Origin of the sequence: Rummeliibacillus pycnus, assembly GCF_050459865.1 — a bacterium.
GTDB classification, from domain to species: domain Bacteria; phylum Bacillota; class Bacilli; order Bacillales_A; family Planococcaceae; genus Rummeliibacillus; species Rummeliibacillus pycnus_B.
The window spans coordinates 1-15,251 of the sequence record NZ_JBCMNM010000082.1 but is presented as its reverse complement, the minus strand read 5'-3'; the positions used below and the strand labels follow the sequence as shown (position 1 = coordinate 15,251).

General features: G+C 34.5%; 7 protein-coding genes. 1 reads left to right on the top strand and 6 read right to left on the bottom strand.

The features are described 5' to 3' along the window. Window positions 1-633: 633 nt before the first annotated feature. The 4 genes from ABE048_RS16315 to ABE048_RS16300 form a co-directional block, all read right to left on the bottom strand. A complete protein-coding gene (locus ABE048_RS16315; RefSeq protein WP_430312335.1) occupies window positions 634-5,112 on the bottom strand; it encodes an endonuclease in 4,479 nt (1,492 codons plus the stop codon). Window positions 5,113-5,734: 622 nt separating this feature from the next. After that, the gene (locus ABE048_RS16310) at window positions 5,735-8,317 is read right to left on the bottom strand and encodes an Ig-like domain-containing protein (protein WP_430312334.1); all 2,583 of its coding nucleotides are present in this window, start codon (window positions 8,315-8,317) and stop codon (window positions 5,735-5,737) included. A 779-nt stretch (window positions 8,318-9,096) separates the two neighbouring features. After that, the gene (locus ABE048_RS16305) at window positions 9,097-9,264 is read right to left on the bottom strand and encodes a hypothetical protein (protein ID WP_430312333.1); all 168 of its coding nucleotides are present in this window, start codon (window positions 9,262-9,264) and stop codon (window positions 9,097-9,099) included. Between the two features lie 264 nt (window positions 9,265-9,528). After that, on the bottom strand, window positions 9,529-9,942 hold the full coding sequence (locus ABE048_RS16300) for a hypothetical protein (protein ID WP_430312332.1): 414 nt from the start codon (window positions 9,940-9,942) through the stop codon (window positions 9,529-9,531). 553 nt (window positions 9,943-10,495) lie between these two features. On the opposite strand from ABE048_RS16300, the gene ABE048_RS16295 reads away from it, so the two are divergent. Beyond that, window positions 10,496-11,314 carry a pentapeptide repeat-containing protein gene (locus ABE048_RS16295; RefSeq protein ID WP_430312352.1) on the top strand — a complete coding sequence of 273 codons (819 nt, stop codon included), beginning with the start codon at window positions 10,496-10,498 and terminating at the stop codon, window positions 11,312-11,314. A gap of 884 nt (window positions 11,315-12,198) precedes the next feature. On the opposite strand, the gene ABE048_RS16290 is transcribed toward ABE048_RS16295, so the two are convergent. Together ABE048_RS16290 and ABE048_RS16285 are read right to left on the bottom strand one after the other, a co-directional pair. After that, window positions 12,199-14,028, bottom strand: coding sequence for a polysaccharide biosynthesis protein (locus ABE048_RS16290; protein WP_430312331.1), 1,830 nt, complete (start codon window positions 14,026-14,028; stop codon window positions 12,199-12,201). 488 nt (window positions 14,029-14,516) lie between these two features. Beyond that, window positions 14,517-14,945 carry a VanZ family protein gene (locus tag ABE048_RS16285; RefSeq protein WP_430312330.1) on the bottom strand — a complete coding sequence of 143 codons (429 nt, stop codon included), beginning with the start codon at window positions 14,943-14,945 and terminating at the stop codon, window positions 14,517-14,519. Window positions 14,946-15,251: the final 306 nt, after the last annotated feature.

Genomic DNA, 15,251 nt, shown 5'->3' with positions numbered 1-15,251 from the left:
ATACTCACTATTTATTTTCTCATCAAAAATACTAAATTTATATAGTAATTTATTTACCAATAATATAATTGTTGGTAATAAATTGATTTTATTTTTATAGTTAATCTTTAACCATCGAAATATTCCTCTTCTCACTCAATTTCCGCAAAAAATAGAAAGCCCCCACCTAATCACCGAAGAGATCAAAGACAGTACCCTATTTTCTGCATTGTTTAAGTTCGTTTTATCCTCTAAATAAAACAAAAATCTTTTTACTTACACTTCTGTTAATGCAGTAACTGAGTACTCACTATCATTTGCAATTACAACCTTATCTTTCTTCAAATGAATGTAGTTGTTATTAACATAGCCTTTACGCTGTAAAAAATTTTTGTAAACTTTTAAACTATTAATCCTCTTGTTAATGGTTGCAATTTTAAACTTCCTTTCTGGCAAATGTTGCTTGTAATGTACAAACAAAAAATGTGTAAGAAATTCTTCAATTGGTGTACCTTCACTGTTATCCTTCCTTTCAAAAAAAGAAAGTCCTAAACCATTGTGGTTTAGGACTCTTCATTTTGTAATTTATTTAATGCTTCTGTTAAACTGCAACTTCTTCAGGCATCTTAACCCGTAAGAAATTATCCTTATGACTTACCAAATTGCTTCTACCCATTCAGGGTGGTCGATGAATGGATTGCGGTTTCCTTGAATTTTGTATATTTTTTCGTTTCGTTGTTTTTCCCATTCGCTTACTGGATCTTGTTCATTCCACTTTAGTAAAATGGAAAGCTTTCCGTGAAAAGGATTTGTTCCATTGTTGACTTGATCATTTAATTCTAAGTCAACTCTGTCATCTTTTTCGTAACGTGTTGCCATGTAAAAAAGGATTCTAGCGACATCGCCTTTTACATCATTTGGCGGCTCAAATGAATCAGAATCTCTTTTACACTCTGAACAATTGATTACTGCACTTCCACCAATATCAAAGTCTAAATTTCCTCTTGCACTATTTACTTGTACGTCAGCTGGTCGCAAGTTATGAATATCTGTACCAGGGCCATTACTTGTACCAAAATCACCATGTGACTTTGCCCAAGTATGCTCTCTATTCCAGTCTCCAACATTACCACCGGCTTTATCCTTTGGACGAGAATCACCTGAATAAAGAAGGATGACATTATTCGGATTCTTCGGATCTTCATCTGTTATTTTCAAAGCATTCCATACTTCATCGTACGAGAGAACCCGGTTATCATCTATTATTTCGTGTAGTGCTACCTTTAACACTTGACCCTCTTTACCAATAGCATCGCTATAGTATCCATTTGAAGTATCTTCAGCAATCACAGTTACAGAAAAACTAGAGGTGACAGATTTCTTTCCATCTGTAGCTGTAACTTCCACAGTATGAGTACCTACAGGTAAATCCAAAGTTAGCTCTGAACCACTAATAGTTCCTAATGTGGAACTAAATGTTAGATTATCTCCGTCAGGGTCTTGAAAATAGTCTGTCAAAAGAAAATTCAGCTTTTTCCCCACTACCACATTTTGATTATCAAAGCTTTTTATTGCTACTGGAGCACTGTTTTCTACTGGTGTGGTAGGGGCCTCACCTTCTGAATCCTTAAACTGAATGCTTTCAGGGTTTGCACCATTCTTATAATGGATTTTTTTAATATTTTCAGCACCCCAAATTTCTTTCACATTCGGTCCATCAATGACGACTTTTCCTAATGGGAGTCCTGAGAAGTTGATAATGGCACCAGGTTCTTGCGGTTTAATCGTAACGGTTGAACCGTTAAAGCCCTTGCTTGTGAATCCTGCCCCTTTCAGCTCAGCATATTTGGAACTTGTAATGGTGATTCCTTTTGTAATCTTGCCACTTTCAAAATTCACGGAAATGCTTGGCTCAGAAAATGTTAGTTCCTTCTCATTTATGTTTATTAAGTTGTACGTTTTTTCAGGAACAATCTTATCTGATAAATCAAGTTGTACCATTACTGGATCATGGTCACTTGCGCGGCCAGCCATATCAGTGAAATCTGCATTAATATGAAGAATATCAATTTTCGTTGATTTAGCTAAATTGTTCGATACTAAAATATGATCTAACACTTGTGAATTTCCTTGGAAAAGATACGTATAGCGATCCGCTTTATCTACTGTATTAATCATATTCGTCATGTGGTTGCCTTCTAAGATTTTTAACGAATCTGTGAATTGGAAATCGTTATAGTCACCTACTGAAACAATATTTGCATTTGGGTTGTCTGCTTTAATTTTTTCAACAAAGTCTTTCACTACATTTGCAATCTGATGACGTTGCACTTCGCTTTCTAATATAGGTGGCTGTGTTGAGCCGAATAATGGTGTATCACCTGATTTAGAGTTCCAGTGATTAGCAATGACAACAACGCTTTCACCATTAAAATCAAATTGTGCAGCTAGTGGTTTTCGGCTATTATTGAATGCAGTATTTGTTGGATCAATTCGTCCTGGATTTAGTGTTAGCTTTCCATTCTTATATCCTACAGCTGTTGAAGCATCACCACTTGGTATGTCTTGTGTTAATTTTACACGGTCAGGATTATATAAGAACCCTACTCGGATATTCGCATTCGGTGCACCACCGTCTGCATTATTTACTGGGTCAATATTAACGTAGTTATATTTGACGCCACCAGCATTTTCAATTTCAGTAATTAAGCGCTGATAACTTTGATCTGCCGCAGTGCCTCCTGCAGAAGAGCCATTATTATCTTGAACCTCTGTCACACCAATAATATCAGGATTTTTCATATCAGAAGCAAATGCACGAGCCAATTTGCGCGCTTTATCATCTGAAGTTTCTTTCGTATTATTAGAGAAGTTTTCTAGATTATAAGAAGCAACGGTTAACTTGTCATCTGCTTTTACGATTGTCGTTGTTTCTGGTTTTGAATCACCTACAACATGTTTTGATTTCATCACATCATAATCAGCATAGATTTTATAATTTTGGAAGCCATAATTGACTACCCCAGTAATAGGACCCGTAAATTTATCGCCTGTTGCTACCTTAAAATCTCTCGCTAGAGTATTATCATAGAGTTTAAATTGAATTCTATCAGCATTTGCATTATTTGCTGTAAGTAATACACCACCATGAATGGTATCCGTTTGTCTGTCTTCTAGTACTGTAATCAGATCACCATGTTCCTGAGGTGCCACAGCTTTCACATTTCCTACTTCAACCCTCATACCTTCGAGAGATTCCCAGAAATCAATAGCATCTTCCTCTGGATCGAATTTAGCAAATCCATCGTTATCAATAACTTCAGATGGTAGATTATTGCGATCAATTACTATTGGTTCTGGAAGTGTTACATTACTTTTCACAACCCCCACTTTACCACCTTGGTCGTTACGAGCATTAATCTGTGTAACAGATAAATCTGTCTCTTTTTTCGTGTCAGTATAACCATCAATTTGGTATTCATCTACTTTTCCATCAACACTTACAAGATCCCCTATTTTAACGTTTGCTGCAGTGTTGCCAGTATAAACAACAATTCCTTCTGATGTGTTTGGATTGATATCCTTTTTATCATCAGGTGTTTGCATATGGAAATAGTTTCCGCTTCCTATTTTATAGACATATGTGATAATTCCTTCAAGCCCTGAAACTTTCTCACCTCGTTTAGGTGATTGATGTGACGCTCCTTGAATATCGTGAATTTGGATTACTTGTGCTGGATCAAAAACGGTATATTCATACGAAGTAACCTGACTATCTCTTAGCCCATCTTTTACAGCAAACGCTTTTAATGTCGTATTATTTTGAATAGCAATAGGCTTACTGTATACGCTACTAGATTTGGTAGGTTCTGTTCCATCTGTTGTGTAATAAATAGTTGCACCTTCAGTTGTAGTCGTTAGAGCTACTTCAGTACCTTTTGCAATAGCTCCTGCTTTAACTGATGGCATTACAGACTGAACGACACTCACATCTTCTATAATATCTGCTGTAGAACGTGGGATGATTTGATAGACATTATCGAATTGTTGAACAATCCCTGTAATCGATTCATAGTTTTTCCCAACGGCTAAGTTTAAAGTCTTCGTTTCATCACGTACCACAAATTGCGTTGTACCATCTGTAACCGTATAGTTAGCCCAAGTACCGCCATCTTCTACAGATAGGATCTCAATATTTTTTGCTGTTACTAGACGAGATTCATTTTCTTCTGAAACTTCTGCACCTGAAACTATTTTAGGTGTTGGTGTACCTACATTTAGTTTCTTTTCAACAATTGTTGCCCCATCTAATTGCATTAGTCCTCTGTAATCAGCTAATTTACCCGTTAAAGTGACTTCATCACCAACCGCAGCATCTAAAGTAGCTGGACGTACAGCTATTCCACCCGTACCATCCTGAACAGAAATCGTATTTTTTAATTTCGCTGTAACTACCGCCTTGATCGAAACAGTTTCGCCCATTGGTAGAACTCTTGCTTGTTCAATCGATTTGATGTCAGCTGGGTTTCCTGGATCTACTGGAGAACCATCTATTGTATGTTTACCGAGGTTAGATGCATCATCTATCGGTAATTTATCCCACTCTATAGTCGGATCAAACGAATCATCAATAATTGTATCGCCTGTTGTAATATTGGACTTCCGGACTAATGTTACATCCGCCATATTTTTTACTGTTTTTCCAACCTGTCCAATGGAATCAATAACATTATTCCCTTTTTTTAGAACTACGGGATCATCCCCATTAAAATTAATGACGGTAGAATTAGCGAGATTTCCCTTACTCTTTATCGATTCATTTGCACTATTATGATAAACTACATAGGTTTCTCCAGCATTTATATTTCCAGTAAGTTGTAATGTTTGTCCTGCTGTAGCAGCTCCATTTACATATAGCTCTAATTTATACTGACTTAAATCAATGGCAGATCCAGTCCCATTATAAAGTTCAATAGCTTTGTTAAAACTGCTTCCCTCAATGTACTCAGAAATAATCAATTCTGAAGCTTGTCCTGTTGCAGCAGATGTTGGAATGGCTGGTGTTAGGACACTTGCTACTAAGAGTGTCGACAAAAATGCGTTTAAAGACTTTTTCCATTTTCTTTTTTTCATTTAAATTAGTTCCTTTCTTAATCAGAATTTGCTAAAAGAATTAAAGTTATGCTTCTTCTACTTCAATACCATCAAAAGAAATTTCACTACCTTTAACACTAGAAACCAAGAACACATGCTGTTACAGATTTAACAAATTTGAAATTTGCCACAAATAAAAATCCTCCTTAATTTTTTTATTGTCATTAAATAGCTGATTTATATCGATATCAGCTGGCTAATACCCTAATTATTTACTATTAAAATGATTATTTCCACCTTCTTATCTATAAAAAAACTTAATATTAACAAATTTAATATTTTTAAATAAAAACTTTATTCTCCATATATCCCCCCTGAAAATTTAGTACTAAAATCGTTTGATAGAATTTTATCTAGGCTTGCTTGAAAGATCCCTATTAAGATATTGTATGTTTCTTCTAGTACACTCATGAATCTCCCACCTAACTAAAAAGCTCTCATGCACGAATACATGAGAGCTAGAATTTAAGATAATAATATATATTTAAAAAGAGAATCCAAACGCTATGAAACAAAAAAACTCCCATCTTCCGAAGAAGATAGGAGTCTTTGAATCCGTTCGCCCAATAAGGTAAGGGAGTGGATTTAATAATCGGTTAGATTATTTTGTTACAGTGTAAGTTTGACCAGTAACAAATGCATTGCTGTTACCATCTAGAATTGATGTACCATCAACAACTTTAACAGTAACTACAGCATTTGTATCTGTAAGAGCTGAAGTTAAAGTAATATCAGCAGTTGCAGCACCTGTAATTGCAGAGATAGTAGTAGCTACTTTAGCACCATTTACATAAACTTCTACGTAGTTAGTAGCAGTAGTTGTTACATTTTCAGTGAAGTTTAAAGTAATTGTACTTGCATCTTTTAGTTTAGCTTCTTTGATTTTTGGAGTAACGTTTTCTACAACTGATGCATCTTCTTCATAAGAAACAGGTGAGATTACGTTACCAGCTAAATCAGCTACGTTAGTAATACCTACTAAGTATTTACCAGTAACATCAATAGCATCTGCATTTGCAGTAAGTTTTACAGTTTTTGTATCTCCTACAAATACAGCTGATTTAAATACTTTTTTACCATTTAAAGTATAGTTATTAATATCTAATGCACTTTGTCCCATTTCTTCACTAAATGTTAATGTGAATTCACTTGGGTTTGCAGCATTTTGTACTACAGCAGTTGCATCAACAGCAGTACCACCTGCATTTAATTTTAATGTAGGAGCTACTGTATCATTACCTACAGAGTAAGAATCAGTTGAAGTGTATGCTTTACCATTACCAGCTGCATCTTTAATCATTGTAGCTGGAACAGATACTTTGTAAGAACCAGATTTTGAAATTGTAGAACCTAAATCTAGAATTACAACTTTTTTGTTTGAACCACTGAATGTAGGTGTTACTGAAACTGTTTTTTCTACATTATCAGGAGTTAATACTGTAACAGAACCTGCAGTTAATGTAGCAGCATCTTCATCAAGTGTTAAATAAAGTTTTGAACCAACAGTTTTTGTTGAAACTACTGAAGGAGCTTTTGTATCAGCTGCAAAAGTAACGAATTTATCATAAGCTGATGCAATTGCATTACCTTGAAGGTCTTTTACTCCAGCGATTGTTACTTTTTTAACTCCAGAAATAGCTGATGTAGAAACTAATACATCCCAAGTTTTTCCGTCGCCATTAACATCTTTAGCCTCACCAGCAGCAGCAGGTGTAGTTACTGATTTAACATTAGTTGCAGCAGCACCATCTAAAGAAATAGTACCTAATATTGAAGAAGCATCTACTAATACTGGTTCTGAGAATGTTACACGAACAGTTTGAGCATCTTTAGCTTCAAGTGAAGCAACTGTTGGAGCTACTTCATCAGTTTTTGCTACTTTAAATGAAGATTCAATACGGTTGTTTTCAAAGTAGTTACCAGTTAAATCTGTAGCACCAAGAATAACAACTTTGTATGTGTCATTAGCTGTTAAAGCAGCTGATGATGTAATAGTTAAAGTTTTACCGTCAGTAGATAGTGCAGCTGATGCTGTTGAAACTTCAGCATTGTTTTTATCTAAAACTTTTACTAATGAAGTAATAGATGGATTTACTGGCTCAGAGAATTTAATAACATATTTTGCATCAGCTGCAAAATAATTTGTAGATTCTACTTTTGGAGCTACTGTATCAGTAAATTTATAAAGAGTTTCAAAAGCAGCTACTTTATTACCTGCTAAATCTGTAACTGAGTTTTTAACTGCTACTTTATATGAAGTATCTTTAGTTAATGCAGTAGCTAATGTAATAACTACAGATTTTTTATCTTCACTTAATTCAACAGAACCAGTAGCTGCAGCTAAGTCTGTACCATCTAAAACATAGTTACCAATAACTTCTGCTGTATCAGCATCAAGAGATTTGTTGAAAGTAATTTTTAATTCTTTAGCGTTAATCGCTTCTACTGATTTAACTTTAGCGCCAACTTCAACACCGTTTTCGAATGCTTTTTCAACACCGTTATCATCGTATGTTCCGTTAGCTAGATCAGCATCAAAGTAGAATTTTTCTTCGAATTTTTTTAAGCCTTTGTTTAAATCTGCATCATTGTAAAGTTTACCTTCGAATAATGCAAGACCTACGTTAAGTACACCGTCTTTGTAGTATTTTTCTTTGTAAAGACCAGTTGAAACAACTTTTTTACCGTTTTCATAGTAAGCTTTGTTGTAAGTACCTGTTGTTACTTTTTTAACGCCGTTTACGTAGTAAGCACCGTTATAAGTACCTGTTGTTACTTTTTTAACGCCTTTTACGTAGTAAGCATTGTTATAAGTACCTGTTGTTACTTTTTTAATACCTTTGTAGTAGTAAGCACCATTATAAGTACCTGTTGTTACTTTTTTAGAACCTTTGTAGTAGTAAGCACCTGCGTAAGTACCAGTAGCTTTTACGCCGTTTTTGTAGTAGTACTTTTTGCTGTAAAGACCAGTGAATACTTTACCGTCTTTATAAAGTTTACCTTTATAAGATGCATAACCTTTTACTGTTTTGTTTGTTTTTGCGTTTACAAGTGTACCTTTTTTAGTCACTTTGTAAGTAGTTTTTGCTGAAGCATTTGTGCCTGGAACAACTACTGCACTAGTAAGTACAGATGCACCAAGAACAAGTGCTGTTGCAGACTTAACAAATTTGAAATTTGCCATGAATTAAAATCCTCCCTTATTGGATATGATTAGCATTTTGCTGGTTTTATTTTTCATCAGCTAATCATGCTTAGCCTAATTATCGACTATCAGAGGGAGAATTTCCACCTTTTTTTATGTAAAAATATTGAACATCATAAGTTATATATCACTATTTTATTAAAATAAACATAAAAATATTATACATATTTTATCAAATTACATTGTTTTTACAAATTTTCTGCGATTAATATCACATATTTATATTTTATGGTATTAAAGACTTATTTTAGAGATAGATATTTTACTAATTTTAGATAATTTTTATGTATATACTCATTTGTAATATTTTCAATAAAATGAAATAGATCATTCCCTATCTAAGATCGTAGGCTATTATTTATTTATGCTAAAAAATATTTGGAGTTTCTTCCTTTATATAGTGTCTTTTTTTACAGTCAATTATTTATAGGTTATGACATTATCGTGACAATTTCTGTTATTAGTCATACCATCAATTGGTACCACTATTACAAATGTTACGAATTTGTTGGTTTTTGTAATAATTTAGCAGGTGGTTTTTAGGTATTTTTAGTATCGTTTTGAATGAAAAATTAAATGAAAATTGATGTGATTCGTATCTTTTTTGTGAATGTCTGAGAGGGTTTTTTTATAATAGTAAACAGGATAGCGGTGAAATTTTCATATAGAGATTAAGATTGTAGATACAAAAACATCACCTGTAAGCTTTCACTCATCAGATGATGTCGATTTCATCCATTTCCATACTATTTGAATTATTATATACTCTCCTCTTTCTGATCCTCATCATTAACTATCATGTCTTTCATCCTTTCTGATAATTCTTTCACAAGTGTTGCCGTAGATAATGTGTAATCATCGTTTCCTCTTTGGTAGCCGTATAACAGTATTTGTTTGAATTCTTCTTGTGCTACTTTGGTATTCATGTAGTTCCTACCTCCGATATGTAGGTATTGTTTTCTGATTATGTATTAATATATTCCCAGAAGGTAGAGATGATGTGTTTTCTGTATTACTCTATGGGTACTAATAACAAGACATAGTGAATCATGCTAATGCTTCTGTACTCTTTTAGTTAACATTATCGGTTTACTTTTCTATTTTTTTACATATAAAAAGCCAGATTCTTTAAGAATCTGACCATAGGGTGATTACTAATCTATTCAATTTTTTAATATTTTCCATTGCACTTACTCAGATATACCATATTTTAATATGATTCCTCTAATCTCTTGTAAGGTGAAAATAAGTGAATGATCATTTATTTCATTATTATCGAAAAGTATCTTATTCCCCCAAAATGAGATTGATGCATGATTAAATAGCTCACTCAGATACTCCTTTATAATAGTATTTGGTTCATAGGCTGGGTTTAAGTAATAGGAAGCTTTTCCATTGTTATTTTTCTGTAATACGATTCTTTTTGTGGTCAGATCAGATAGACGCTGTCTAATTCTTGTTATCTCTTGTTTTTGACTGTGTTTTTTCCATCTTAGCCAAAACGTTTTTGTTTTATGAATAATCCTCTCTTTACTCGTTGGTTCTCCACTTTCTTCTAGTGCTACTAGAATGGCAAGATCAAACTGGGTATCTATTAGATTCATCTTTAACTCCCTCCAAGTTTAGTTATTCATATTGTGGCTTAAATGATTTGCGTTTCGAGTGTTTTAGGGTGATATATCTTCGTAAACGAGATTAGATTTGGTGATTTTGATTGGTAGAATTTAAGCGCTTACTTTCTCTTTTATTAATTATATTTGTGTTTTTTGTAAATTATGTCTTTGAGGAAATGATGAAAATGTTCTTGTTGTCGTTTATTTGATTGGGTGACAGTTTATTCTCTTTTTGATGGCGTTTATTCGCTCTTGGGATTGGTTTATTCGCTCTTTCGGCTGGTTTATTCGCTTAAAATCGAATTGTATTCGCTAATACAATGTTTTAAGTCTTTTTTTTTTTACAAAAAGCTCAATTTCAATATTGATGAGAGCGGAACAGGACATATTATTGTTTGGAATGTTCGCTAACTACTATAAAAGGGACATATTAATTTAACAAATTATTCCTGTCAGTTATTTTTATATGATAATATGATAATTATTTAATGGATAAATTATTATAAGCAAGTAATAGGATGTGTAAGTATTGTCTAAACAATTGATGAATAATTTAAGTGCTGACTGCGAAAATTGTTTCGGTTTATGTTGTGTAGCTTTACCTTATGCAAAGTCTGCTGATTTTGCTTTTAATAAAGACGGAGGGACTCCTTGTAAAAACTTAGACCTAAATTATCGTTGTGGGATACATGAAAATCTAAGAATTGAAGGCTTTCGTGGCTGCACTGTATATGAATGCTTTGGAGCTGGTCAAAAGGTTTCCCAAGTAACGTACAATGGAAATGATTGGCGAGATAACCCAGCATCAGCAAAGGAAATGTTTGATGTATTTCCTATTATGCAACAGCTCCACGAAATGCTTTGCTATTTAAATGAAGCACAAAGCTTTAAAGAAGCTCAACCTTTGTACAAAGATTTACAGAAGGCTGTGAAGGAAACTGAACACCTCACTAATCTAAGTCCGAAGTCTATCTTAGAAATTAATGTCCCCGTCCATAGAGCAGGTGTTAATGATTTACTTCTACAAACAAGTGAATTAGTCCGTGCAAAAGTTAAGAAAAACAAAAATCAAAGTAAACAGAGGAAAATAAATAAGGGAAGTGACCTTATTGGTGCTAATTTAAGAGGAGCCGACCTTAGAGGAACGAATTTAAGAGGTGCTTTGCTGATAGCAGCTGACCTAAGAGAATGTGATCTGAGAGTGACGGACTTTATCGGTGCGGACTTGCGAGACGCTAATTTAAGTGGAGCTAATCTCATAGGAAGTATCTTTCTCACTCAAGCACAAATAAACTCGGCTAATGGTGATATTAATACCAAATTACCACCTTCTTTTAGCATACCTAAACATTGGTTAGTTTAAAGTTGGTAACAAGTCATTTTAATTAGATGAATAAATACTTTTTTAGTTCTTATTCAGTCTAACGGGTGCAAGAGTTGGAGAAAAAGGGTTGCCTGATGCAATCCTTTTTCTTTTTTCTTATAGTGCAGAATACTTCAATCAAAAACACCATCTAAAGTAAGATGGTGTTTTACTAGATGCTAAATTGTTATTTATCTTTTATTAATCTGGACTCGAAAGACTGCCAGGTATTGATATTATTACAAAAAACATTTATTTCCCTATTGATGAGAATGATTGGTAACACTTTATTCGCTCTCTATTGGCATTTATTCGCTCTTTTTAATGTTTTATTCGCTCTTTCGGCTGGTTTATTCGCTCCAAATCGAATTGTATTCGCTAATACAATGTTTTAAGTCCTTTTCTGGGGTACAAAAACTGATCTCCAATTACCTCATATTAATCAGGGTGGCATTTTATTCGCTTTCTGCTGGCGTTTATTCGCTCTTTTTACTGGTTTATTCGCTAATTTCATTGGTTTATTCGCTCCAAATCGAATTGTATTCGCTAATACAATGTTTTAAGTCTTTTCTGGGGTACAAAAACTCATCACCATTTTCTTCTTGGTGAGAGCGATTGGGTTACACTTTATTCGCTTTCTATTGGCGTTTATTCGCTCTTTGGGCTGGTTTATTCGCTAGTTTCATTGATTTATTCGCTCTAAATCGAATTGTATTCGCTAATACAATGTTTTAAGTCCTTATTTCTGGATTCTCTAAGAACTCATCAGTATTCCCCCCCATATTGTCTTTGTCCTAGGGTTTCAGTGCCCTATTACTAATATCAGGACAGAAAAAAAACTCATCAACATTCATAATGTTGGTGAGTTTTTTAGTTTCATATTTTTAGGTGCCGGTCTTGCTCAACTTTGATTTTGTACCACTCTTTGTATTGGCAATTTCGATTATGGTTTCTTTTAATTCATTTGTGTCTTTATCTAGCAGGGTTTCCATTACGTTATATAGATTTTGTTTGTCGATTGGTTCTGCTTTTCCTATGAAGATTTTTGGAAATACTTGTTTCTTTTGAACTTCATTGTCATTTAATAACTCTTCGAACATTTTTTCGCCAGGTCTAATGCCTGTATACTCGATTCCGATTTCTTCTTCTGTATAGCCGGATAGGGTGATTAAATTTCGAGCTAAGTCGACAATTTTAACGGGGTCTCCCATGTCCAAGACAAAGACTTCCCCTCCTCTTGCCAGCGCACCAGCTTGAAGTACGAGACGGGAAGCTTCTGGAATTGTCATGAAGTATCTTGTCATATCTGGATGGGTTACGGTTACTGGGCCTCCAGATTCAATTTGATTTTTAAAGTGCGGGATAACACTGCCCCTACTTCCTAATACATTGCCAAATCGAACCGCTACGAATTTGGTTGTGCTTTCTTTTGCTAAGTTTTGTATGATCATTTCAGCAAACCGTTTTGTTGCACCCATGATATTAGGGGGATTGACTGCTTTATCTGTTGAGACCATTACAAAACTCGCCACGTCAAACGCTTGCGCAGCTTCCGCTACATTTTTTGTACCGAAGATGTTGTTCTTCACCGCTTCGGTTGGGTTATATTCCATCAATGGCACATGCTTATGTGCTGCTGCATGGTAAACGACGTCTGGCAAATATTTTGCCATTATCTCATAAATTCTCCCTTGATCTTGAATGTCCGCAATCAGAGGGATCAATTCGATTTCACCTTGATACGTTTTTCTTAGTTCCATATCAATTGTATAAATACTATTTTCGCCATGACCTAACAGCAATAACTTTTTCGGGTAGAATTTGCATAGTTGTCGGCAAATCTCAGATCCAATTGAACCGCCTGCTCCTGTCACTAACACTGTTTTGCCAGTTATTTCTCCAGATATACTCGTTATATCCAATTCGACTGGTTCTCTGCCTAGTAAATCTTCCACTTGCACATCTCTAAATTGGTTGACTGAAATTTTCCCTGAAACGAGGTCTTCAATCGATGGCATAATTTTCGTCTTGGCTTTTGTTTTCGCACATTCCTCGTATATTCTATTTATTTCTGATTTGGTGAGAGAAGGAATTGCAATCACTATATTTTCAATCTTCATTTCTTCTACTAATTGTGGAATGTCTTGAATAGCACCTTTTACCTCTACTCCATAAATTTGTAGCTTCGTCTTTTTAAGGTCATCGTCTACAAAGGCAATCGGGTAAAGATCCGTTTCCTTATTTTTTAATAATTGTCGAACGACCATGGTACCAGCAGATCCAGCTCCAACAACTAACGTGCTTTTTTTATCGGGATTTGGTGAGATAAAACGGTCTCGATATACTCTCCAAGAAAATCTAGAGCCTCCGATTAAAATCACATGCATCATCCAAGTAATCGCTAACACGCGCATATTCACATGTTGGAAAGCTATTAATTGAACGATAGCAGTTGTTAAGATTGAAAATGTTACAGCCTTCACAATGGCGAATAATTCTCCAATACTGGCATATTCCCATGCATTTTGGTACATGCTATAAAAAGTCGCAAAGACATGATGGCTGATTAATAAGGTGATGGAACTCACCCAGAGAGCAGACAATGTATAGTTCATTAGAGCAGGATCTATTAAAAAATACCCAAAAAATATGGCTCCGAAAACGATGATAGAATCTAATAACATTAGTAACGGCAATCGTTTATTGTATGGCACTTCGAATCCTCCTTCATCTAAAATTTCAAACTTCCACAAAACTGTTTTATTATATGGTGCTTTTTGATTAGCTATGACAAAAAGTTAAAATCCATAATTTTTAATTTAAATTTGTTGAAATGAAGGGATTATTCGTTATACAACATCTTGCAACAAAAATTGATGGTGAAATTGTCGTGAATTACGTATCAAAATAAAGCGACTCCTTTTTGTACTAGGAAAAAATATTTAACCGACTGTAGATATTAGTGATTAATAAGACTAGGAAAATAATAATACGATGGTACAAATAGCTGAAAATGCAGAAAAATATATTTGGGAAATTAAGGGGATTATTTTTAAACGGTAGGGGTAGCACTTTTTTAGGTAAGAAGTGGTTATGGATGTAGACATAAAAATACCACCTGACCATTTGTTTGATTAGGTGGTGTGGAATATTAGAGATGAGTATTTTTACAAGGGTCGGGAGAAGAATAGTAGTCATTATTCTAATTGGGCACAACGTTTCTCCGATGTCTCTGTGCCAATCTTTTCTTTGTATAATGTAGCAAAATTAAGGCTACTATGGCCCCAAAGGAATCAAGCATGACATCAAAAATTGACGATGTTCTGCCACTTACTAATAATTGATGAAATTCGTCTGTCCCTGCATAGATGGTTGTGCAAAGCCATGCCCAGAATGATCTTTTCTTTTGGAAGACGAAGTATAGAATTATCGCTAAAAAGCCGAATACAGTGATATGCGCTAATTTTCGAATGAAAAAATTCAGAAGATCCGCAGTTGGCTCACTTATACCAAATACAGTTTCGATGACATTCAATGTATTTGATCCTGTCGCAGAAGGAGAAGCCGTGATTTTGTAAATCGCGATTAACCAAATAATGGCGATGATTAGTGGAATGTAGCTTTTTCTCATAAAAACATCCTTTAGTCAATTTGTTGGTGAGTGTTTCTGAGGTGAATCCATAACGAACAAAGTCTATCCTGATTTAAAGCATAATATGCGTTATATATCGATAAAGCACTAAAGGGCAGTATATGATTTGTGTAAAGGGTGCATTACATATGGAAATATTTTTTGAATGTCTATTGGATAAACTGAGTTGATTTTTCCTTGGTGCTCAGATTTGTGTTTCCCTACTCGCTGCTATACTTGTACTACTCAGGTCCTCACTTGCATCTCTCAGGTCTCACTTGTATCTCTCAGGCTCTCACTTGCTTC

Excerpts from the sequence above, each read along its gene's own strand:
- ABE048_RS16315 (WP_430312335.1), bottom strand. The coding sequence starts at position 5,112 with ATGAAAAAAAGAAAATGGAAAAAGTCTTTAAACGCATTTTTGTCGACA.
- ABE048_RS16310 (WP_430312334.1), bottom strand. The coding sequence starts at position 8,317 with ATGGCAAATTTCAAATTTGTTAAGTCTGCAACAGCACTTGTTCTTGGT.
- ABE048_RS16305 (WP_430312333.1), bottom strand. The coding sequence starts at position 9,264 with ATGAATACCAAAGTAGCACAAGAAGAATTCAAACAAATACTGTTATAC.
- ABE048_RS16300 (WP_430312332.1), bottom strand. The coding sequence starts at position 9,942 with ATGAATCTAATAGATACCCAGTTTGATCTTGCCATTCTAGTAGCACTA.
- ABE048_RS16295 (WP_430312352.1), top strand. The coding sequence starts at position 10,496 with ATGAATAATTTAAGTGCTGACTGCGAAAATTGTTTCGGTTTATGTTGT.
- ABE048_RS16285 (WP_430312330.1), bottom strand. The coding sequence starts at position 14,945 with ATGAGAAAAAGCTACATTCCACTAATCATCGCCATTATTTGGTTAATC.